Source organism: Microbacterium sp. NPDC055442 (assembly GCF_053644215.1).
This window is the reverse complement of record NZ_JBSHLF010000005.1, coordinates 96189-115752: the sequence shown is the minus strand read 5'-3', so window position 1 is coordinate 115752 and position 19564 is coordinate 96189. Positions and strand designations below refer to the sequence as shown.

The following is a 19564-nucleotide window of genomic DNA, read 5'->3' as shown; positions in this document are numbered from 1 at the left end:
CCGGCGTCAGAAGGGCCACACGAGCGGCACGTAGAGCACCGCGACCACGAGGAACAGCACGACCAGCGGCAGCCCGAGCTTCCAGTAGTCGCCGAAGCGGTAGCCGCCCGGCTCCATCACCATGAGGTTGACCGGCGTCGCGATCGGCGTGAGGAACGCCGCCGCGCCGGCGACCGTGAGCGCCATCATGAACGGCTGCACCGAAACGTCGAGCGTCGCGGCGATCGATACGGCGACGGGCGCGACGATGAGCACCGTCGCGGTGTTGCTGATGAGCTGGCCGAGCACGACGGTCACCAGGCACAGGGCGAGCAGCGCCACCTGCGCGCCGCCGTCGCCGATCACCCCGAGCAGGCCGCCCGCGATCAGGTCCGCGGCGCCGGTCTGGATGAACGCCGTCGCGAGCGGGATCATGCCGGCGATGAGCACGATCGTCGTCCAGGGGATCGCCTGATAGGCCTGCGCGACCGGAACCGTGCGCGTGACCACCAGGACGCAGGCCGCGATCAGGGCGACGGCGGCGGGCGGCACGAGTCCCGTCGCCAGGGCGACGACCATCGCCGCGAGCACGGCGAGGGCCACCGGGGCGCGTCTGCCCAGCGGCACCGAGCGTCGCAGCCGGGCGGGCGCGTCGACGGGGATGATGGATGCCGCCGGCGACTCGGTGTGGCGCGCGAGGTCGTCCCACGTGCCCTGCAGCAAGAGGGCGTCCCCGGCTTGCACGACGATGTCCTGTCCGGTCAGATGCTCCGTGCCCCGCCGCGCCGCGAGCAGCACGAGGTCGCCGCTCGGGGTCGCCATGCCGGTGCACAGGCGCGCGCCGATGAGCGGAGAGCGCGGCGGCACGACGACCTCGGTCACGCCGTTGACCGGCCCCAGCATCGTGCCGGTGTCCAGGGTGACGTCGTACTGCGCGCGCAGCAGCCGCGCATGCCGGGCCAGGTCGGTCGGCATGAGCGCGCCGTTGCGCGAGGGCAGCAGCCGCGAGCCGAACAATCCGATGATGATGAGGGTGCCCGCCAGCAGCGGCAGCCCGACCAGCGCGAACTCGAAGTAGCCGAACCGGCGTCCTCCGCTGTCTGCGGCGATCGACGAGACGATGACGTTCACCGGCGTCCCCGTCAGGAGCAGCATCGATCCGGCATGCGACGCGAAAGCGAGCGGCATGAGCAGCTGCGAGGTCGGGATGCCGGCACGCGCGGCGACGACCACCACGAGCGGCAGCAGGGCGGCGACGGCCCCGTTGAGGCTGATGAACGCCGTGAGCACGGCGACGAGCACACCGACGACGAGCAGAAGCCGTCGGCGTCCTGTGCCCGCCCGGCCCATCACCACCTGACCCGCCCACGCCGTCACCCCCGTCGCATCCAACGACTCGCTCACGACGAACAGCGCCGCGATGAAGAGCACGATCGGGTCGCCGAATCCGGCCAGCGCCTGCGGAAGCGTGAGGACGCCCGTGAAGAACAGTGCGAGCGACACCCCGATCGCCACGACGCCGAGGGGAACCCGGTTGCTGACGAACCCGATGACCGCGAGCACGAGGATGACGAGCGTTGCGACGACGGGGTCCACGCGACCGAGCGTACTCACGCGGCCCGCGGTGCGGCAGGTGTGCGACGGGCAGAACCGGGTGTGACGGAAGCCGCCTCACACCGTGCACGGAGCGGCAGAGAGAGCGGGCTTCCTGCACACGGCACGGGAGGACGGCGTCGGAACGTCGTGTTTGCGCCTGACTTCGTCCCGTCTCCCCCCGCTGGCGGCGCCGCCGCTAGCGTGGCGGTCAGCGCTGACCGTCCAGAGCAGGAGCCGCCCATGTGGATGCAGTCGATCGACCCGACCGGACAGCTCTGGCTGTCCGCCCTGCTCGCCGTCGCCCCGATCCTCGTGTTCCTGGTGTGCCTCGTCGTGTTCAAGCTGAAGGGCATCACCGCCGGGCTCATCGCCGTCGCCCTGCAGGTGCTCGTCGCCCTGTGGCCGTTCGGGATGCCGGTCGGCTCGATCGCTGGCGCGGGGCTGCTCGGCATCCTCACGGCCGTGTGGCCCATCGCGTACATCATCGTGATGGCGGTGTGGCTCTACAAGCTGGCCGTCGCGAGCGGTCGCTTCGAGGTCATCCGCGCGAGCATCTCGGGCATCTCCCCCGACCAGCGGATCCAGGTGCTGCTGATCAGCTTCTGCTTCGGCGCGTTCCTCGAGGGTGCGGCGGGCTTCGGCGTGCCGATCGCGATCTGCGCGGCGCTGCTGGTTCAGCTGGGGTTCGGCCCGATCAAGGCGGCGATGCTGTCGCTCGTCGCGAATGTGGCGGCCGGTGCGTACGGTGCGATCGGCATCCCGGTGATCGTCGGTGCGCAGGTCGGCGAGGTCGAGCTGATGGACCTCACGCTCGACATGGTGGTCGTGCTGCAACTGCTGACCTTCGCCGTGCCGTTCATCCTCGTCATGATCCTCGACGGGTGGCGCGGCATCCGTGAAACCTGGCCGGCGACGCTCGGAGTGAGCGCGGTGTACAGCGGCACGCAGGCCGGCATCCTGATCTTCCTCGGCCCCGAGCTCGCCGACATCGTGCCGGGTCTGCTCGGGATGGTCGCGATCTTCGCGATCGGCCGCGCGTGGCAGCCCAAGCGCATCTACCGCGAGGACGGGGGCGAGCCGCCCGCCATCGAGAAGCACGAGTTCGGCGACGTCGTCGTCGCCTGGAGCCCGTTCTACATCCTCACGGGGGTGATCTTCGTGTGGAGCATCCCGTGGTTCAAGTCGCTCTTCGCCGCGGACGGGCCGTTGTCCTGGCTCGTGGTGAACGTGCCGATCCCCGGCATCACGGGCGTCGTGCGTCCCGAAGGCGCCGAGGCTGCGGTGACGACGACCTGGGCGCTCACGCCGATCAATGCGACGGGCACGGCGATCCTCATCGCGGTGCTCATCACCTTCTTCACGACACCGCAGCTGTCGGCGTCTCAGCTCGGCGCGCAGTTCGCCGCGACGGTGCGCGAGCTGTGGCGGCCGATCGTGCTCATCGCGCTCATCCTGATCGTCGCGAACATCGCGAACTATTCGGGCGGTTCGGCCTCGATCGGCAACGCGCTCGCGGCGGTGGGCATGCTGTTTCCGCTCTTCGCGCCGATCATCGGGTGGTTCGGCGTCTTCATCACCGGCTCGGTCGTCAACAACAACACCCTGTTCGCGCACCTGCAGACCATCACCGCCGAGCGGATCGACGTCGACTCGACGCTGCTGGTCGCCGCGAACACCGCCGGCGGCACGGTCGCGAAGGTCGTCTCACCGCAGTCGATCGCGATCGCGGCGGGTGCTGTCGGCCTGACCGGACGCGAGGGCGACATCCTGCGCGCATCCGTCAAGTACAGCCTCGGCATGCTCGCCTTCATCTGCGTGTGGGTGTTCGCCCTCTCGCTCGTGCTGCCGCGCTGACCGGCAGCATCCGCCCGCCCCGTTCCCACCCGTCCACTTGCGGCCTTTGTCACCGACACGCCGAAAGATCTCCGCACAAGGCGCAAGTCAACGGGCGGAGGGAGGTGGTGGCGGTGGTGGAGCAGCATCCGCCCGCCCCATTCCCCCTCGTCCACTTGCGGCTTGTGTCGCCGACACGCCGGAACATCTCCGCACAAGGCGCAAGTCAACGGACGGAGGGAAGTGGTGGCGGTGGTGGCGGTGGTGGTTGGAGCAGCATCCGCCCGCCCCGTTCCCCACCCGCCCACTTGCGGCCTCTGTCGCCGACACGCCGAAAGATCTCAGCACAAGGCGCAAGTCAACGGGCGGCGGGGGCGGGGGGGACGGCGGGGCGCGGAGGGTCAGAGGGTGGCGAGAGCGCGGTCGAGGTCGGCGATCAGGTCGTCGACCGACTCGATGCCCACCGACAGGCGCACGAGGTCCTCGGGCACCGCGAGCTCGGTGCCGCGCACCGACGCGTGGGTCATCGCGTCGGGGTAGTTCATGAGCGACTCGACGCCGCCGAGCGACTCGGCGAGCGTGAACAGGCTCGTCGACTCGGCGAAACGACGGGCCGTCGCGGCATCGGCGAGCGAGAGCGAGACGATGCCCCCGAAGCTCGACATCTGGCGGGCGGCGAGCTCGTGACCGGGGTGCGATGTCAGCCCCGGGTAGTACACGCGCTGCACCTTCGGGTGGGCCTCGAGATGCTCCGCAATCGCCTGGGCGTTCTGGCTGTGCCGCTGCATGCGCACATCGAGCGTCTTGATGCCACGGGTCGTGAGCCAGGCATCCATCGGGCCCGAGACGGCCCCGGCGGCGAACTGCACGAACTGCACCTCGCCGGCGAGGTCCTCGTCGGCGAAGACGAGTGCGCCCCCGACGACGTCGGAGTGCCCGCCGATGTACTTCGTCGTCGAGTGCACGACGACGTCGGCACCGAGGGCGAGCGGCTGCTGCAGGGCGGGGGAGGCGAAGGTGTTGTCGACGACGACGAGGGCGCCGGCGGCGTGACCGAGCCGCGCGAGCTCGGCGACGTCGCTGATCTTGAGGAGCGGGTTGCTCGGCGTCTCCACCCACAGGATGCGGGCGGGCCGCTCGACGAGCGCCGCTTCGACTGCTGCCAGGTCGCTCATCTCGACGACGCGCACGCCGACGCCCCATGCGCCGAAGATGCGGGCGATCAGGCGGTAGGTGCCGCCGTAGACGTCGTTGCCCATGAGCACCTCGTCGCCGGGCTTGAGGATGGCGCGCAGCAGGGCGTCTTCGGCGGCGAGGCCCGACGCGAACGACAGGGCGCGCGGGCCGCCCTCGAGGGCTGCCAGCTGGGTTTCGAGCGCGGTGCGCGTCGGGTTGGCGGCGCGACCGTACTCGTAGCCGCCGCGCAGTCCGCCGATGCCGTCCTGGGCGTACGTCGTCGAGAAGTGCAGCGGCGGGATGACCGCGCCCGTGGCCTCGTCGAACGCCTGGCCGGCGTGCACTGCACGCGTGGCGAATCCGGTGTTGTCGGTGTGGTCGGTCATGCGGGTTCTCCTTCGGAGGGGGTCGACGCTTCGGAGGGGGTCGAAGCTTCGGAGGGGGTCGAGGCGGTGACGTCGAAGCCGCGCTCGCGCATCCACCCGTCGTCGAAGACCTTGCTGAGATAGCCGCGCCCGTGATCGGGCAGCAGCACGACCACGACGGCGTCGGCGGGCAGGTCGCGCGCGACGCGCAGCGCCCCGACGACCGCCATGCCGCTCGAACCGCCCACGAACAGCCCCTCTTCGCGCACGAGGCGTCGGGTCATCGCGAACGCCTCGGCGTCGTCGACGCGCTCGATCTCGTGGGCCACGGTCGTGTCATACGTCTCGGGCCAGAAGTCCTCGCCGACGCCCTCGATGAGGTAGCCGTGCAGCGGACCTCCCGAGTAGATCGACCCCGCCGGGTCGACGCCGATGACGCGCACGGCGTCGTCGGAGACATCGCGCAGGTACCGTCCCGTGCCCGAGATCGTGCCGCCCGTTCCGATGCCGGCGACGAAGTGCGTCACGCGACCCTCGGTGTCGCGCCAGATCTCCGGGCCCGTCGTCTCGTAGTGACCGCGCGGTCCGTTCTGGTTGGCGAACTGGTTGGGCTTGAAGGCGCCGGGGATCTCACGCGCGAGCCGGTCCGAGACGCTGTAGTACGAGCGGGGGTCCTCGGGAGGCACGTTCGTCTCGGTCACGACGACCTCGGCACCGTAGGCCCGCAGCACGGCGACCTTCTCGCCGTCGAACTTGTCGGGCACGACGAAGACCATGCGGTAGCCGCGTTCGAGCGCGATGAGCGCGAGCCCGACTCCCGTGTTCCCGCTCGTCGGCTCGACGATCGTGCCGCCGGGACGGAGCTGCCCGTCACGTTCCGCCGCATTGATGATGTTGCGGGCGATGCGGTCCTTCGCCGAGCCGCCGGGGTTGAAGTACTCGACCTTGGCCAGCACGGTGGCCGCGATGCCGTCGGTGACGCGGGTGAGTTGGACGAGAGGGGTGTTGCCGACGAGGTCGGCGACGCTGCGGGCGTATCGCACGGATGGATTCCTCGGTTGAGCGCGGGTCGCGCGGGCTGAAGGGGTCGACTGAGGCGAGCGCGAAGCGCTCAGCGACAACAGCGACAGGTCAGCACGTGATCCACGGTACCCCACTTGCGGGGAGGCCGCTCGGGTGTGTCAGAGGTGCACGGCCCCGTGCGCGGGGAAAGGGGTTGCCACCGGCATCCGTCTCGCGATAGTCACGAAGTCACGCATGCGAAGGAGAGGGATGCCGCACATCGATCGCTTGTCGAGGCTCGCCCGCGACCGGGGGGTCACCCTCGCCGTCGCCGAATCGCTCACCAGCGGAAAGCTCGCCGGCACCGTCGGCGCGGGCGAGAACGCCTCGGAGTGGTTCGCAGGCGGCGTCGTGGCGTACTTCACGTCCGTCAAGGAGTCCGTGCTGGGCGTCGAGCCGGGCGTCGACCCGTGCTCGGGCGCGTGCGCCGAGCAGCTGGCGCGCGGCGTCCAGCAACTCATGGATGCCGACATCGCCGTGTCGACGACGGGGGTGGGCGGCCCCGACATCGACGGCGGGCACCCGCCGGGGACCGTGCACATCGGCTGGGCCACGCGCGACGACGTAGGGAGCCTCGCGCTGAAGCTGCCGGGCGATCCCGCCGCCGTGCTCGAGGCGACGGTCGACCGTGCGGTCGAGGCGCTCACGCGGCTCGTCGCCGGTGAGCGCCCCTGACCCTTACAGCGGCTTTCCGCCTGTGACGGGCAGCACGGCGCCGGAGACGTAGGACGCATCCTCGGACGCGAGGTAGACGTACGCGCCCGCGAGCTCGGCGGGCTGACCCGCGCGGCCCAGGGGCGTGTCCTGCCCGAACGACGCGAGCCGGTCGGCGTCCCAGCCCGTCGCGGGGATGAGCGGCGTCCAGACGGGGCCGGGCGCGACGGCGTTGACGCGCACGCCCTTCGGGCCGAGCTCTTCGGCGAGCGCCTTCACGAACGCGACCTGCGCCGCCTTCGTCATGGCGTAGTCGATGAGCGAGGGCGAGGGCACGAACGCCTGGATCGACGAGGTGACGATGATCGACGCGCCGGGCTCGAGGTGCGGCACGGCGGCGCGAGCCGTGAACATCAGGCCGTACAGGTTCGTGCGGAAGACCCGATCCATCTCGGCCGTCTCGAGCGTCGCCAGGCTCTCCCGGTCCTTCTGGTAACCGGCGTTGAGCACGACGATGTCCAGACCCCCGAGAGCGCTGATCGTGTCATCGACGATGGATGCCGCGAACTCCTCCTCGCGCCCGTCACCTGCCAGGCTCGTGCCGGTACGACCCTCGGCGGTGATCAGCCGGACGGTCTCGTCGGCGTCCTTCTGCTCTTCGGGAAGGTGCGAGATCGCCACGTCGGCTCCCTCCCGCGCGAACGCGATCGCGACGGCGCGGCCGATCCCCGAGTCTCCGCCCGTAATGAGCGCGCGGCGTCCCTCGAGCCGTCCCGAGCCCCGATAGGAGTCCTCCCCGTGGTCCGGGGCCGGTGTCGTCTCGTCGGTCAGGCCCGGCTGCTTCTGCTCCTGGGCGGGGAAGCCCTCTTCGCGGTGCTTGTCGCGCGGGTCGTTGATGGATGCCATGAGATCTCCTTTCGCGGAGCTCTCAGGCTAGGCACGCGCCCCGAGAGGCGGCATCCCCTTGACAGGACTCACTCCTCGGGAGGGAGGGGCTCCTCTTCGGGGGGTTCGGGAGTGATGGTCAGCCCGTTGGGCCCGCTCGCCGACTTCATGAGATCTTCGACCCAGAACCGGTTGATGCGCGGCTGGCGCGTTCCGTAGAACTGGATCTGAAGCGGGATCGACGGGTGGATCCAGAAGCTGCGCCGGCCCGTGCCGTCGTTGAGGTCGACATCGAACATGAAGGGCTCCGACCGGCGGAGCTTGTTCATGATGACGATCCGAAGGTGCGCGAGTGTGCGGTCCTCGAGTTCGATCGAGTTGCCCGCCGTGTCGTAGATGAACCTGCCCACGACGCGAGCCTACCCCGCCGCGGGTCAGAGGAAGTCCGCGAGCCGGCGCTGCAGATCGTCGACCGCTTCGGAGGCGCCGTCCAGGCCCGCCGGCATGACGTCTGGGGCGTCGAGCACGACGAGGTGCGTGCTCGGGCCGAGCACGACGGCCGCTTTCGCGGCGCGGCCTTCGACCACGGCGGGAAAGCGAACGGTGTCCGAGCGGTGGTACTGGTTCAGCACCGTCACATAGGCCAGCGCCGCATCGGCGATCGCATCCGTCGTCAGAAAGCGCGTGCCGTTGATCAGCAGGTCTTTCATTCGCGCTCACCTCGATGATGGTCCGTACCGGGTCGGATCGGCCCGCAGTCAGTCAAGCCAGAGTGACACCGGCACCGTCCGCGGCGCACCCCGTTGACGCGATCAAGGGCGTTTGATAGCCGCGTGACGTGCTCGTCGAGCGGCGACCCGATACGCTGATGCCGTGGGCACGATCTACTACGGCGGTTCCGAGCCGATCGACATCGAAGACCGTGCGCTCGCGCACCTGAAGATCGTCATCGCGACGAAGCTGCGGCGAGGCGAGAGCTTCACGCTGTCGTGGAAGCACCCCGACGATCAGCCCGGCGGGCGCTCGACCATCTGGCTGCATCCGTCGATCCCGCTCCGCTTCACGTTCGACGAGCCCGAAGCACCCGAGCTGAGCCGCGAATGGCTCGAAGAGCTCGCCAGCTCGGCGCACTCGTCGGGCGGCATCATGCTCATCTCCGAGCACTTCGACACCGGCGCCGTCGAGGTTCCCCCCGTCGAGCAGTAGGTCTCGAGTCGCCGGCCGCGCCGTCACGACGGCGCGGCCTCCCGCATGCATCGAGGATGCACGCGGGAACCTTCGTCAGAGCCCCAGCAGCTGCACCGTCGCCGCGACGGCGGCGGGGCCGTCGAGCGCGGGGTGCTCGCCCCACTTGCCCCCGGTGACCGTGACCTCGGCCCCTGGCAGCCACACCGTCGTGACGGTGACCGCCGCGACGGCGATCTCGGCCGTCAGGGAGTAGGCGAGACCACCGTGGCGCGCGATCGCGGCGTCGTCGATGCGGGAGAAGCCGTCCATCTGCTCGAGCAGGTCCAGTGGCGGCGCTTCGCCACCCTCCTGCGGCGACACCTGCACCCCGACCGAGCGGATCTCGAGCAGGTCGACGGCGCCTTCGGGCGTCTCCCACTGACAATAGGCACCCCACTCGTCGACGGAGTTGCTCTCGACCGGGTCGAGCCCCGCGATGTACGTGCCGAAAACAGCTTCCACCTGATCGCAGCTCGTGATCGATGCGACGGCCGCGCCGCCGTCGAACGCCGTCGTTTCCGCGGGGGGTGCCTCTTCCTGGATCGGGGCGGGCGGGGCGGGCTCGGCTTCTGCTGGACCGGCGGCACAGCCGGTGAGAGTGAACAGAAGCACGGCGGGCAGAGCGGCTCGGCGCAGAAAAATCACGCGTTCGACAGTACCGGCCCGGCGGGACCCTCCGTTCGGCGGCCGGCTCGTGGCATCCGCCCTCTGCAGCCCCCGCGCCTCCGCTCCGCGCCGGCACTGTCGGCTAGTGTGGCTCCGGCCCCTGGAGTTCCCCTTGCCTGATCGCCCCCTGATGTCGGCCGTCGTCTACGACGCCACCGCCGCGCTCCCCCGCGTGGCGACCGTCGCCCGACCGATCTGTCCGCCCGACGGTGTGATCGTGCGGGTCGGCGCGACGGGAGTGTGCCGATCGGACTGGCACGCCTGGCAAGGTCACGACCCGGTCGCCCTGCCCCACATCCCCGGTCACGAGTTCGCCGGCACGCTCGCCGAAGTGGGAGCGGACGTGCGCCACTGGAGCGTCGGCGACCGTGTCACGGCGCCGTTCGTGTGCGGATGCGGCGCCTGCGACATCTGCCGCAGCGGTGACGCGCACGTGTGCCCCGCGCAGACGCAGCCGGGGTTCACCCACGCGGGATCCTTCGCGGAATACGTGGTGGTGCACGCCGCCGACACGAATCTCGTCGCCCTGCCCGACGCGGTCGACTTCGCCACGGCGGCGGCTCTCGGTTGCCGTTTCGCGACGGCGTTCCGCGCCGCGACGACCCACGGCCAGGTCTCTGCGGGTGACGAGGTGGTGGTCTTCGGATGCGGCGGAGTCGGCCTCTCGGCGGTCATGATCTGCGCTGCGCTCGGGGCCCGCGTCACCGCGGTCGATCTGTCGGAGGACGCTCTCACGCACGCCCGCGACCTGGGCGCGACGACGACGATCCGCTCCTCCGACCCGGTCGATCAGGTGCTGCACGCCACCCGAGGCGGCGCGCACGTCACGATCGACGCGCTCGGCTCACCCGCGACCTCGGCGGCGGCTGTTCTGTCACTGCGCCGCCGCGGGCGGCACGTGCAGATCGGCCTCATGCTGGGTGACAACGCGCGGGCACCCCTGCCCTGGGACCGGGTCATCGCCTGGGAGCTCTCGGTCTTCGGCTCGCACGGCATGCCGGCAGTGGACTATCCGGCGATGATCGAGATGGTCGCCGACGGGCGGCTGCGGCCCGAGTTGCTGATCGGGGCCCGCACCGACCTGGCGGGCGCGGGCGCGGCGCTCGTCGCGATGGACGCCCGCAGCACCGGATCGGGCATCGTCGTCGCCATCCCGTGACACCGGCGCCGTCGAGGTGCCGCCGATCGAGAACGGAGACCTCAGTTCTCGGGCCGCAGCGTCACCACGGCGCGCGCCGGGTAGACGAGGTCGGCCGTGCCGTCTTCGCCGACGGTCAGCGTGTAATCGCCGATGCGCACGACGCCGTGGCGACGCGCATCCGGGCGCGGCTCGAGCAGGCTCTCGCCGCCGAACAGGTCGCGCAGTTCGATCGTGGTCTGGGGATTTCGCCGCCGCGGCACCTGCGAGCGCTTTCCCACGAGGTAGTGCAGACGGGCGTCGTCGCGCATGTCGAAGCGGGAGCGGTTGACGCGTCGCGTCTTGCCCTCGCGCGCCGTCAGCGTGCTCTCGCTGCCGGTGACGTGCCACGCGCCGACGATCGTGTCGACGGCGACCGAGACGAGCACCCGCACGCGGTCGGCCTTGGCGCGCTCCATCGCCCACGCTGTGCCCGCGGCATCCTCTCTCCAGACGGCCTCGCTCTGCGACGGCTCGGCATGGATCCGTGACGGCCAGACGAACAGCACGAGGTCGGTCGGATGGAAGAAGTCCTGCTTGAACATGAGGTGCTCCTCGCACGGTGGCACGACCGCGTCGGCATACGCATTTCCGCTCGCGATGGTCACGTCCGGCGCCGATGGGCCGGGCGCGAGGTCGATCGTGTCGATCGCGTCGGCGGATCGGACGGCGAAGACCACGGTCAGTGGCACGGCGCGATTCGCGATGTCGGTGATGATGCCCGACCCGCGATGATCGCGCAATGGTTCGCGCCACGCGGGGACTTCGAGTATGGGCGATTCAGAATCGTCGCAGGCGCTGATGTGGGCCGGCCGCCGCCCCTGGAGTTCCCTGTTCGTCCACCCCACGGTGTCCGCCCGGCGTCTGCAACGTCACCGCCGCGGCGGCGAGGCGCACGTATGCGCGGATCAGACCCCACCCCGGACGGGCCCGCAACAGGCGAACGGCCGGATGCAGGCGGCATCCAGCGACATTCGCCTGCATCCGGGGGATCGCCCGTTCTCGGTGACGCGTCGCGAGTGCCGGCCCGAGCGACGTCGGACCGGCACTGGCCGCGCCACAGCACGGGCGCCGGATCGGATCGGCGCCCGAAGCCGATCCGTCACGCGGTGATCAGCCCCCTACGTCACCGCGTGCGAACACGAGCACGAAACCCCCGTCGTGCTCGCGGATATGGAAGGTCGCCTCAGCGCTCGTACCGTCGAGCGTGTCATAGCCCGTCCCGTTGTCGGTGCCGGGCGTGCGGAACATGTCGTACCCGCCGAGTGAGGCTTCGTAGTGTGCGAAGACGTCGCCGATCGCGGCATCCGTCGCATACGACAGCGTCTCGCTCGAGCCGTCCATTGCGGATGCCGTGATGCACAGCACGGCATCCGCCGGCGGCGCCGCCCAGTTCGCGGGCTGCATCTCGACATCGGTGATGTCGGCGGGGAAGACGGCGAGCGGGAAGGCGTCGCGGCACTCGTCCGGCACGTCACCCGCGGGCAGCGGCTCCTCGACATCACCGGCGGGCAGCGGCTCCTCGACATCACCGGCGGGCAGCGGCTCATCGAGCACGTCGGTCGCGGGGCCGGGGTCGACGAGGCCTCGCTCGTCGGCGGCGCAGCCGACGAGCAGCGCGAGTGCCGCGATGGCGACCCCCGCAGCCAGGACGCGCGGACGACGGAGCGGGCGTGCCCGGCGCAGGAGAGAGGGGCGCCCTTGGCAGCGGATCACGCCCGCGCGTCGACACCCGTCACTATCGGTCCTGCAGACGGCACCCGTGGGCGCGGTCATCGGGCGTTCTCGGCGCGGGTGACGCGGCTGCGGCCGACCGCGAGCCAGATGCCCGCGACGACGAGCCACGCCGGCATGAAGACACCCGGCAGCCCCGGCACGCCCGTACTCAGAACCCCCACGAAGGTGCCGACGGCGGCCACGGTCGTCACGCCGCCCACGAGGACGATGGCGACGCCCCCGACGCGACGATGCGCCGCGTCGAACGTGCGACTCGGCTTTCCGCCCGGGTCACTGCGCATGGTTCCTCCCGATCGCGCGATGACACGATCTTCGGGGATGCGACGGCCCGAGCGACAGGCACACGTCCTCACTCTTATCCAGGTGCTCCGTGTGCCGCCCGGCCACCCGGCGTCGTCAGATGACGAGGAAGTACACCGCGACGACGCCGATCACGATGATGAGCGTCCGCAGCAGCCACGCAGGCAGGCGCCGGCCGATCGCGGCGCCGATGACCGCGCCGGCCAGTGACCCGAGCGCGAGCGTCGCGATCGCGACCCACGGAAGGGACGCGGCGAAGACGAAGACGACCGTTGCGACGCCGCCGGCGAGTGTCTGCAACACGTTCTTGATCGCGTTGATGCGCTGGATGTCCTGCGTCATCGTCATCTCGAGCACGCCGACGATCAAGACGCCTTGAGCTGCTCCGAAGTAGCCGCCGTAGACACCCGTCGCCGCCGTGAGCGGAAACCGCAGCCACGCCGGTGCCGACGTGCGTCCGGGGGTGCGTGTCGCGCGCCGCCGCAGCAGCGGCTGGATGCCGACGAGCACGCAGCCGACGATGACGAGCACGGGGGCGACGATGCGGAAGACGTCGGCCGGCAGCACGAGGAGCGCGAGCGCCCCGATCAGGGCGCCGATCGCCGTGAGGACTGCGAGTGGCACGATGGCCGCGAACAGGCCCCGGAGCTCTCGGCGGTAGCCGATCACCCCGCCGATGTTGCCGATCGCGAGGCCGACGGTGTTGGTCATGTTCGCGGTGACGGGAGGCACCCCGAGGGCGAGAAGCGCAGGGAACGTGATGAGCGTCCCCGACCCGACGACCGTGTTGATGATGCCGGCTGCGATGGCGGCGAGCGCGAGGACACCGAGGCCCAAGGGGCTCATGAGGTCCATGCCTGCTCGCTCTCTACGTGTGCGGATGGCCGAACAGGTGGTGTGGTGGTCGGACCAATTCTGTTACTGTACAACGCATGTCAACCGATGGATGGGCCTCGCTCGGCGTTGTGCCGCGCATGGCGACCTCGAGCGCGATCGCCGCTCGCATCCTCGAACTCGCGGAGCGCGGTGATGTCGGACCGGGCACCGCTCTGCCTCCCGAGCGCGACCTCGCAACGCAGCTCGGCGTCTCGCGTACGACGATCCGCGAGGCCATCCACGAACTGACGCTCAAGGGCGTCGTGCGGCGTCGCCAGGGATCGGGCACGGTGCTTCTGGACACCTCGAGCGCGGCGGCATCCCTGCTTCGCGACATGTCGGCATCCGAGCGGGATGCCACCGAAGTGATCGACTTCCGCACGACCTTCGAGCCGCAGATCGCGGGGCTCGCCGCGGGGCGGCGCACCGACAGCGACCTGCTCGTGCTGGCGAATCACTGCGACTTCGACCCCGCGACGGTGTCGACCGAGGAATCCCTCGAGCACGACCAGCGCTTCCACGAGGCGATCGCCGCCGCGACGCACAACCACCTCATCGTCTCGCTCAGTCGGGCGACGTCGGAATGGGTGAGCGACTTCCGTCGCATCTCCCACGCGAGTCCCACCGGACGCGCCACTTCGCTGACCGGTCACCGCGCCATCCTTGCGGCGATCGAGAACGGCGATTCCGACGAAGCCGCTCGACACATGCGTGAGCACGTGACCATCGTCGGCCGCATCTGACGCGACCGGCTCACCGTTCAGAAAGCACTCACATGAAGTCTCTTCGCCCCCTGCTCGCCGTCGGCATCCTCACTGCGGCAACGGTCGCCCTCACCGCGTGCGGCGGCGGGTCGACAGGCGCCGATGGCGACAGCGCACCCGGCAACACGGCCGACGTCAATTACCACGTCGCCTCGGGTGAGCCGATCGCCGACCTCGTCGCACAGCTTCCGGAATCGATCGCCGAAAGCGGCAAGCTCGTCATCGCGACGGATGCCACGATCGGCGAGCCGTTCGGATCGTATGACGCCGACGGCGCCACGATGGTGGGCATCGCCCCCGATCTGGCCTTCGCGTTCGGCGACGCGCTCGGTCTGGACATCGAGCTGCGGCAGGTCGTCTTCGCGAACCTGATCCCCGGTCTGGCGGCAGACCGCTACGATTTCTCGCTCGCCCCGATGCTCGACACCGAAGAGCGTCAGCAGCAGGTCGACTTCATCGACTTCCTGCGCGGCGGTTCGCAGTTCATCGTCGCGCGCGACGATGCGGATGCACCCGAGAACCTGTCGCCCGACACCGCGTGCGGCCTGGCGATCGGCGTCGCGGCCGGCTCGGTCGAAGAGATCTCGCTGACCGAGAAGAACGAGACGTGCGCTGAGCCGATCAACATCATGGCGTTCAAGACGAACAACGAGGGCGTCCTGGCACTCACGAGCGGCCGCATCGACGCGTACGGCACGGCTGCCGCCCAGGCCGGCTACATCGCGCAGACCGACGATGAGCAGCTGACCCTGAGCGGAGAGCCGTTCCAGGGCGGACTGTCGGGCATGGCGTTCCCGAAGGACAGCGAACTGCTCCCCGTGATCCAGGCGGTGTTCCAGACCTTCATCGATGAGGGCACGTACGACGAGATGCTCTCGGTCTACGGTCTGCAGCAGCTCGCGGTGCCGATGGCAGGCAAGAACAACGAGGCCGCTGGATGAGCAGCCGCGGAGAGCAGACGGCGGCACCGCCCGCACTCGCCGAGGTGAGCGACTACCGCATCGTCGGCCGTCCGCGGCCGATGATGTGGGTCGCGACGGCCGTCGTGATCGCGCTCGCGGCACTCGTGGCGTACTCGATCGTGACGAACCCCCGCTTCGAGTGGGACGTCGTCGGGGAGTACTTCTTCTCGACCTCGGTGCTCAACGGCCTGTGGAAGACGATCGAGCTCACCGTCGTGTCGATGGTGATCGGCATCGTCATCGGTCTGGTGATCGCGCTCATGCGCATCTCGGACAACCGAGTGCTCAACGCCGTCGCCGGCGCGTACGTCTGGTTCTTCCGCGGCACACCGCTGCTCGTGCAGCTGGTCATCCTCTACAACATCTCGGCGCTCTACCCCTCGATCTCGCTCGGCATACCCTTCGGGCCGACGTTCTTCGAGGGCAGCGTCAATGAGATCGTCACGCCGTACGTCGTCGCAGTAGCGGCACTCGCGCTCAACGAAGCGGCCTACATGGCCGAGATCATCCGCGGCGGACTGCTGTCGGTCGACAACGGCCAGCTCGAAGCGTCGCGCGCACTCGGCATGAGCGGACGCCGCGCGATGCGCCGCATCGTCATCCCACAGGCGATGCGGTTCATCATCCCGCCGACGGGTAATGAGGTGCTGTCGCTGCTCAAATCGACATCGCTGGTGTCGGTGATCGCCCTGCCCGAACTCCTCTACTCCGTGCAGGTCGTCTACAGCCGCACCTTCGAGACCATCCCGCTGCTCATGGTCGCGACGATCTGGTACCTCATCGTGACGTCGATCCTCATGGTCGGCCAGCAGGCCCTGGAGCGCTTCTACTCGCGCGGAAGCACGCGCTCGGGTGGACGCGGAACGGGGTCGCTGCAGCGCCTCACCGGCATCCGGTTCCGTCGCCGCGCGGCGACGGCGACCGTGACAGGAGGAAACCGATGAGCTTCGTCAGCGTGCGTGACGTGCACAAGAGCTTCGGCGGTGTCGAGGTCCTCAAGGGCGTCTCCCTCGAGATGGATCGCGGACAGGTCGTCTGCGTCATCGGCCCGAGCGGCTCGGGCAAGAGCACGTTCCTGCGCTGCATCAACCGGCTCGAGACGATCGATGAGGGACTCATCGCGATCGACGGCGATCCGATCGGCGCCCTCGTGCGCGGCGGTCGCCTGCACGAGGCACCCGAGCGCACCGTGCGCGCGCAGCGCGAGCAGATCGGCATGGTCTTCCAGTCGTTCAACCTCTTCCCGCACTTGAGCGTGCTGGAGAACATCATCGAAGCGCCCGTCGGCGTGAAGAAGGAGAAGCGTTCCACCGCCGTCGCGTACGCACTCGAGCTGCTCGAGCGAGTCGGCCTCGCCGAGAAGCGCGACGCGTATCCGAAGCAGCTTTCCGGCGGTCAGCAGCAGCGCGTCGCGATCGCCCGCGCGCTCGCGATGCGGCCGAAGCTGTTGCTGTTCGACGAGCCGACGAGCGCCCTGGATCCCGAGATGGTCGGCGAGGTCCTCGCCGTCATGCGGGGTCTTGCGACCGAGCACACCACGATGATCGTCGTCACGCACGAGATGGGGTTCGCGCGCGAAGTCGCCGACCGCCTCATCTTCATGGACGACGGGAAGGTCGTCGAAGAAGGCGACCCGAAGCGGATCATGGCGGCACCGCAGCATCCGCGCACCCAGGCATTCCTCGACAGCGTCCTGTGACGGGAGACACCTTCATGACCGACATCCGCGACATCATCGGCGACATCTGGCTGAGCGATGAGCTCATGGGCGACCTCACCGCGATCTGCGACACGGGCGGTCGGGTGGCCGGAACCGCAAGCGAGGCAGCGGCGCAGGCGTTGCTCGAGCGACGCGCACGCGACCTGGGCGGCCAGTACAGCGAGCAGACGTTCACGGTCACGGGACTGCGCAGCCAGGGGCACTCCGTGCGCCTGATCGCGAGTGGACGCGAGCTCGAAAGCTACCCGCTGCTCAACTGCGCCGCGGTCGACGACGTTCTCCCCGTCATCGATCTCGGGCGCGGAACCCCCTCCGATTTCGAGGGTGCCCGCGACCTGATCCCCGGTCACGCCGTGCTCGTGCGGCATGAGTTCCCGTTCTCGACCAACCACGTGCACCGTGGCGTGAAGCTCGCCCTCGCGCGGGAATACGGCGCCGCCGCGTTCCTCATCGGCAACAACCAGCCCGGTGCCGGCGCCGTGAGTGGATCGGGCGGCACCGGCGAGCCCGGCGAGATCCCCGCGTTCGGGCTGAGTCACGACGCGACGAGCGAACTCGCGACAGCACTCGCGTTCGGTCCGGCCGAGGTGCACCTGGTCAACGAGGCCACCGCCGGCGAGTGGACCGGTCGCAACATCTTCGTTCGCTTCCCCGGCCGGACCGACGACGTGGTCGTGCTGAGCGCGCACATCGACGGTCACGGCCTCGCCGAGAGCGCCATGGACAACGGCGCGGGCCTCGCGACAGTGCTCGAGGTCGCCAGGCGTCTCGGCCCGCGCGCCGCCGACAGCGAGCGCGGGCTGCTGGTCGCCCTCTTCACCTTCGAGGAGTGGGCTCTGACCGGCTCCGCCGAGTACGTCGCCTCCCTGGACGAGGCCGAGCGCGGCCGCATCCACTGCAACGTCAACGTCGACACCCCCGTCGGCTACCCGCGCCTCTACGGGCTCACCGCCGGCAACCCGGTCATCCTCGATCTGCTGCAGCGCGCGAGCCGGCTGGGCGGCACCCCGGTGCATCCGATCTACGCCCACACGACGAACTCGGACCACGCGAACTTCCTCGCCGCCGGCATTCCCGCCGTCCGGCTCATCGGCGGTTACAACGACGAGTCCGCGGGCAGCCGCCTGCTGCTCACGGCCGCCGACACCCGCCACCGCATCGAGCCGCTCGACCTCAAGCACGGCGCGATCGTCACGGCACTGGTGACCCTGTCGGCGATGCAGGCCTGACCTTCACGGCGTCAGATGCACGTCCTCTGGACATGCGCGCTCGGGGTTAGGGTTGGCCAGGCCACACGGGCTGGAGGGGACGATGAGTGCGGAGCTGAGCAACGAAGGCCGCCGGGCGCGCAAGCGCCGCGAGACGGACGACGCGATCGCCCTCGCGAGCGTCGAGCTGGCGATCGAGCGCGGCTACGACCACACGACGGTCGATGAGATCTGCCGGCGTGCCGACGTCTCGCGAAGCACCTTCTTCAATTACTACCCCTCACGAGATGCCGCGATCCTGGGCCGGAGCGTGCCCGTGCTGGACGACGACGCGATCACCGCGGCCTTCGGCGCGTACCGGGGCGATCCTGTCATGGGCGTCATCGCCCTCGCCGTGTCGCACGTGACGTCATCCGATGCGTCCGACAGCCGAGTCACCGCACTTCGCACGCGGCTGCTGGCCGACGAGCCGGTCGCGGTGCGGCAGTATTCCGCGGCCCTCGTGACGTCACAGGCGAACCTCACGGATGCCGCCTTCCGGTGGCTGAGCGCGAACCCGCAGTCCGCGCGCCTCGCGCGCGATCCGCTGCGCGAGGCGACCCTCGCCGTCACGGCGGCGTACGGTGTCCTGTATGCCGCGGCCGAGGGATGGCGCGTGCCCGTGGAGGCCTTGACCGATCCGGCATCCGAGGTCATCCGTCGACTCGGACAGCTGCGCACCGTCCTGGGGACGACCCCGTGAGCGCAGCGCCATCCCCGCGCGAGCGCAGCCGTCGCGACACGGAGAACCGCATCGAGCTTGCCGCGACCTCGCTCGCCCTCGAGCAGGGTTTCAACGATGTCACGGTCGACGAGATCTGCGATCGTGCCGACGTCGCGCGCAGCACCTTCTTCAAGTACTTCTCGTCGCGCGACGCCGCGATCCTGGGACGCGAGCTGCAGATCCTCGAGGGAGAGGACGCCTCGGCCGTGTTGAGCGCGCACGCGGGCTTTCTTCCGCGCGGGGTGTTCGAGCTGATCTTCGCCTCCGTCGGGCACGCCCACGTCCACACCGACGTTGCTCGCGCACGTCAAGAACTCACCCGCACCCAGCCCGACGCACGCGCCGTGGGCACGCTCATCCTGGTCGACTCCGCCGCCCTGCTGATGTCCGGCGTCCGCGACTGGCTCATCGAGCACCCCCAGCACGCGCGGCTTCCCGACGACCCCACCGCCGAGGCATCCCTCGCGACGAATGCCGCCTACGCGGCGATCTCGACGATGGCGGGCGGGTGGATGGCGGCAGCCGGTGACATCACGGCGAGCGCGGAGGAGTTCGATGCCGCGCTGGACGACCTCCGCCGCGTGGCGGGCCACTGACCGGGAAGAACCGGACGA

The 19564-nt window shown here is 69.8% G+C and carries 22 protein-coding genes; 11 read left to right on the top strand and 11 right to left on the bottom strand.

From position 1 onward, the window contains the following. Nucleotides 1-6: 6 nt before the first annotated feature. Nucleotides 7-1575 carry an SLC13 family permease gene (locus ACWIBS_RS12600; RefSeq protein WP_376130814.1) on the bottom strand — a complete coding sequence of 523 codons (1569 nt, stop codon included), beginning with the start codon at nt 1573-1575 and terminating at the stop codon, nt 7-9. A 240-nt stretch (nt 1576-1815) separates the two neighbouring features. Between ACWIBS_RS12600 and ACWIBS_RS12595 the strand changes: the two genes are divergently transcribed. Beyond that, entirely contained in the window at nt 1816-3429 is a 1614-nt protein-coding gene (locus ACWIBS_RS12595; protein ID WP_376130811.1) for an L-lactate permease, read from the top strand. 380 nt (nt 3430-3809) lie between these two features. On the opposite strand, the gene ACWIBS_RS12590 is transcribed toward ACWIBS_RS12595, so the two are convergent. Next, nucleotides 3810-4970: a cystathionine gamma-synthase gene (locus ACWIBS_RS12590; protein ID WP_376130808.1), complete on the bottom strand. Its 1161-nt coding sequence runs from the start codon at nt 4968-4970 to the stop codon at nt 3810-3812. Then, entirely contained in the window at nt 4967-5992 is a 1026-nt protein-coding gene (locus ACWIBS_RS12585; protein WP_454137026.1) for a PLP-dependent cysteine synthase family protein, read from the bottom strand. The genes ACWIBS_RS12590 and ACWIBS_RS12585 overlap by 4 nt, the downstream gene beginning before the upstream one ends. A gap of 229 nt (nt 5993-6221) precedes the next feature. On the opposite strand from ACWIBS_RS12585, the gene ACWIBS_RS12580 reads away from it, so the two are divergent. Then, nucleotides 6222-6686: a CinA family protein gene (locus ACWIBS_RS12580; protein ID WP_376130805.1), complete on the top strand. Its 465-nt coding sequence runs from the start codon at nt 6222-6224 to the stop codon at nt 6684-6686. A gap of 3 nt (nt 6687-6689) precedes the next feature. Here the strand turns inward: ACWIBS_RS12580 and ACWIBS_RS12575 are convergent, their stop codons facing one another. The 3 genes from ACWIBS_RS12575 to ACWIBS_RS12565 form a co-directional block, all read right to left on the bottom strand. Beyond that, the gene (locus tag ACWIBS_RS12575; RefSeq protein WP_376130802.1) at nt 6690-7571 is read right to left on the bottom strand and encodes an SDR family oxidoreductase; all 882 of its coding nucleotides are present in this window, start codon (nt 7569-7571) and stop codon (nt 6690-6692) included. Between the two features lie 68 nt (nt 7572-7639). Next, nucleotides 7640-7960, bottom strand: a complete 321-nt coding sequence (locus ACWIBS_RS12570; RefSeq protein WP_376130799.1) for a DUF7882 family protein — start codon at nt 7958-7960, stop codon at nt 7640-7642. Between the two features lie 24 nt (nt 7961-7984). Then, nucleotides 7985-8260 (bottom strand): hypothetical protein, encoded by a 276-nt coding sequence (locus tag ACWIBS_RS12565; protein ID WP_376130796.1) that lies wholly within the window; start codon nt 8258-8260, stop codon nt 7985-7987. Nucleotides 8261-8423: 163 nt separating this feature from the next. Here ACWIBS_RS12565 and ACWIBS_RS12560 point away from each other — a divergent pair, with 163 nt between their 5' ends. Beyond that, nucleotides 8424-8756 (top strand): DUF7882 family protein, encoded by a 333-nt coding sequence (locus tag ACWIBS_RS12560; RefSeq protein WP_376130793.1) that lies wholly within the window; start codon nt 8424-8426, stop codon nt 8754-8756. 75 nt (nt 8757-8831) lie between these two features. Here the strand turns inward: ACWIBS_RS12560 and ACWIBS_RS12555 are convergent, their stop codons facing one another. Next, nucleotides 8832-9422, bottom strand: a complete 591-nt coding sequence (locus tag ACWIBS_RS12555; protein ID WP_376129571.1) for a hypothetical protein — start codon at nt 9420-9422, stop codon at nt 8832-8834. 151 nt (nt 9423-9573) lie between these two features. On the opposite strand from ACWIBS_RS12555, the gene ACWIBS_RS12550 reads away from it, so the two are divergent. Then, on the top strand, nt 9574-10602 hold the full coding sequence (locus ACWIBS_RS12550) for an alcohol dehydrogenase catalytic domain-containing protein (protein ID WP_376129679.1): 1029 nt from the start codon (nt 9574-9576) through the stop codon (nt 10600-10602). Between the two features lie 41 nt (nt 10603-10643). On the opposite strand, the gene ACWIBS_RS12545 is transcribed toward ACWIBS_RS12550, so the two are convergent. From ACWIBS_RS12545 to ACWIBS_RS12530, 4 genes are all read right to left on the bottom strand, one after another. After that, nucleotides 10644-11312: a hypothetical protein gene (locus ACWIBS_RS12545; protein WP_376129574.1), complete on the bottom strand. Its 669-nt coding sequence runs from the start codon at nt 11310-11312 to the stop codon at nt 10644-10646. A 421-nt stretch (nt 11313-11733) separates the two neighbouring features. Next, on the bottom strand, nt 11734-12336 hold the full coding sequence (locus ACWIBS_RS12540; protein ID WP_376129577.1) for a hypothetical protein: 603 nt from the start codon (nt 12334-12336) through the stop codon (nt 11734-11736). A 56-nt stretch (nt 12337-12392) separates the two neighbouring features. Then, the gene (locus ACWIBS_RS12535; RefSeq protein ID WP_376129579.1) at nt 12393-12638 is read right to left on the bottom strand and encodes a hypothetical protein; all 246 of its coding nucleotides are present in this window, start codon (nt 12636-12638) and stop codon (nt 12393-12395) included. A gap of 115 nt (nt 12639-12753) precedes the next feature. Next, on the bottom strand, nt 12754-13512 hold the full coding sequence (locus tag ACWIBS_RS12530; RefSeq protein WP_376129582.1) for a sulfite exporter TauE/SafE family protein: 759 nt from the start codon (nt 13510-13512) through the stop codon (nt 12754-12756). 77 nt (nt 13513-13589) lie between these two features. Between ACWIBS_RS12530 and ACWIBS_RS12525 the strand changes: the two genes are divergently transcribed. The 7 genes from ACWIBS_RS12525 to ACWIBS_RS12495 all read left to right on the top strand — a co-directional run bounded on the left by ACWIBS_RS12525 (nt 13590) and on the right by ACWIBS_RS12495 (nt 19546). After that, the gene (locus ACWIBS_RS12525) at nt 13590-14276 is read left to right on the top strand and encodes a FadR/GntR family transcriptional regulator (RefSeq protein ID WP_376129585.1); all 687 of its coding nucleotides are present in this window, start codon (nt 13590-13592) and stop codon (nt 14274-14276) included. Between the two features lie 32 nt (nt 14277-14308). Then, nucleotides 14309-15238, top strand: coding sequence for a transporter substrate-binding domain-containing protein (locus ACWIBS_RS12520; protein WP_376129588.1), 930 nt, complete (start codon nt 14309-14311; stop codon nt 15236-15238). After that, entirely contained in the window at nt 15235-16203 is a 969-nt protein-coding gene (locus ACWIBS_RS12515; RefSeq protein ID WP_376129591.1) for an amino acid ABC transporter permease, read from the top strand. Before ACWIBS_RS12520 ends, ACWIBS_RS12515 begins: the two co-directional genes overlap by 4 nt. Then, entirely contained in the window at nt 16200-16958 is a 759-nt protein-coding gene (locus ACWIBS_RS12510) for an amino acid ABC transporter ATP-binding protein (RefSeq protein WP_376129594.1), read from the top strand. Before ACWIBS_RS12515 ends, ACWIBS_RS12510 begins: the two co-directional genes overlap by 4 nt. Before the next feature lie 14 nt (nt 16959-16972). Next, entirely contained in the window at nt 16973-18208 is a 1236-nt protein-coding gene (locus ACWIBS_RS12505) for a M28 family peptidase (RefSeq protein WP_454137025.1), read from the top strand. A gap of 82 nt (nt 18209-18290) precedes the next feature. Further along, nucleotides 18291-18929 (top strand): TetR/AcrR family transcriptional regulator, encoded by a 639-nt coding sequence (locus ACWIBS_RS12500; RefSeq protein ID WP_376129600.1) that lies wholly within the window; start codon nt 18291-18293, stop codon nt 18927-18929. Then, nucleotides 18926-19546, top strand: a complete 621-nt coding sequence (locus ACWIBS_RS12495) for a TetR/AcrR family transcriptional regulator (RefSeq protein ID WP_376129603.1) — start codon at nt 18926-18928, stop codon at nt 19544-19546. Before ACWIBS_RS12500 ends, ACWIBS_RS12495 begins: the two co-directional genes overlap by 4 nt. Nucleotides 19547-19564 lie beyond the last annotated feature (18 nt).

What these genes read in the sequence shown, in the direction of transcription:
- ACWIBS_RS12595 (WP_376130811.1), top strand. Translation starts at nt 1,816, where the DNA reads ATGTGGATGCAGTCGATCGACCCGACCGGACAGCTCTGGCTGTCCGCC.
- ACWIBS_RS12590 (WP_376130808.1), bottom strand. Translation starts at nt 4,970, where the DNA reads ATGACCGACCACACCGACAACACCGGATTCGCCACGCGTGCAGTGCAC.
- ACWIBS_RS12580 (WP_376130805.1), top strand. Translation starts at nt 6,222, where the DNA reads ATGCCGCACATCGATCGCTTGTCGAGGCTCGCCCGCGACCGGGGGGTC.
- ACWIBS_RS12575 (WP_376130802.1), bottom strand. Translation starts at nt 7,571, where the DNA reads ATGGCATCCATCAACGACCCGCGCGACAAGCACCGCGAAGAGGGCTTC.
- ACWIBS_RS12565 (WP_376130796.1), bottom strand. Translation starts at nt 8,260, where the DNA reads ATGAAAGACCTGCTGATCAACGGCACGCGCTTTCTGACGACGGATGCG.
- ACWIBS_RS12550 (WP_376129679.1), top strand. Translation starts at nt 9,574, where the DNA reads ATGTCGGCCGTCGTCTACGACGCCACCGCCGCGCTCCCCCGCGTGGCG.
- ACWIBS_RS12535 (WP_376129579.1), bottom strand. Translation starts at nt 12,638, where the DNA reads ATGCGCAGTGACCCGGGCGGAAAGCCGAGTCGCACGTTCGACGCGGCG.
- ACWIBS_RS12530 (WP_376129582.1), bottom strand. Translation starts at nt 13,512, where the DNA reads ATGGACCTCATGAGCCCCTTGGGCCTCGGTGTCCTCGCGCTCGCCGCC.
- ACWIBS_RS12525 (WP_376129585.1), top strand. Translation starts at nt 13,590, where the DNA reads ATGTCAACCGATGGATGGGCCTCGCTCGGCGTTGTGCCGCGCATGGCG.
- ACWIBS_RS12520 (WP_376129588.1), top strand. Translation starts at nt 14,309, where the DNA reads ATGAAGTCTCTTCGCCCCCTGCTCGCCGTCGGCATCCTCACTGCGGCA.
- ACWIBS_RS12515 (WP_376129591.1), top strand. Translation starts at nt 15,235, where the DNA reads ATGAGCAGCCGCGGAGAGCAGACGGCGGCACCGCCCGCACTCGCCGAG.
- ACWIBS_RS12510 (WP_376129594.1), top strand. Translation starts at nt 16,200, where the DNA reads ATGAGCTTCGTCAGCGTGCGTGACGTGCACAAGAGCTTCGGCGGTGTC.
- ACWIBS_RS12505 (WP_454137025.1), top strand. Translation starts at nt 16,973, where the DNA reads ATGACCGACATCCGCGACATCATCGGCGACATCTGGCTGAGCGATGAG.
- ACWIBS_RS12500 (WP_376129600.1), top strand. Translation starts at nt 18,291, where the DNA reads ATGAGTGCGGAGCTGAGCAACGAAGGCCGCCGGGCGCGCAAGCGCCGC.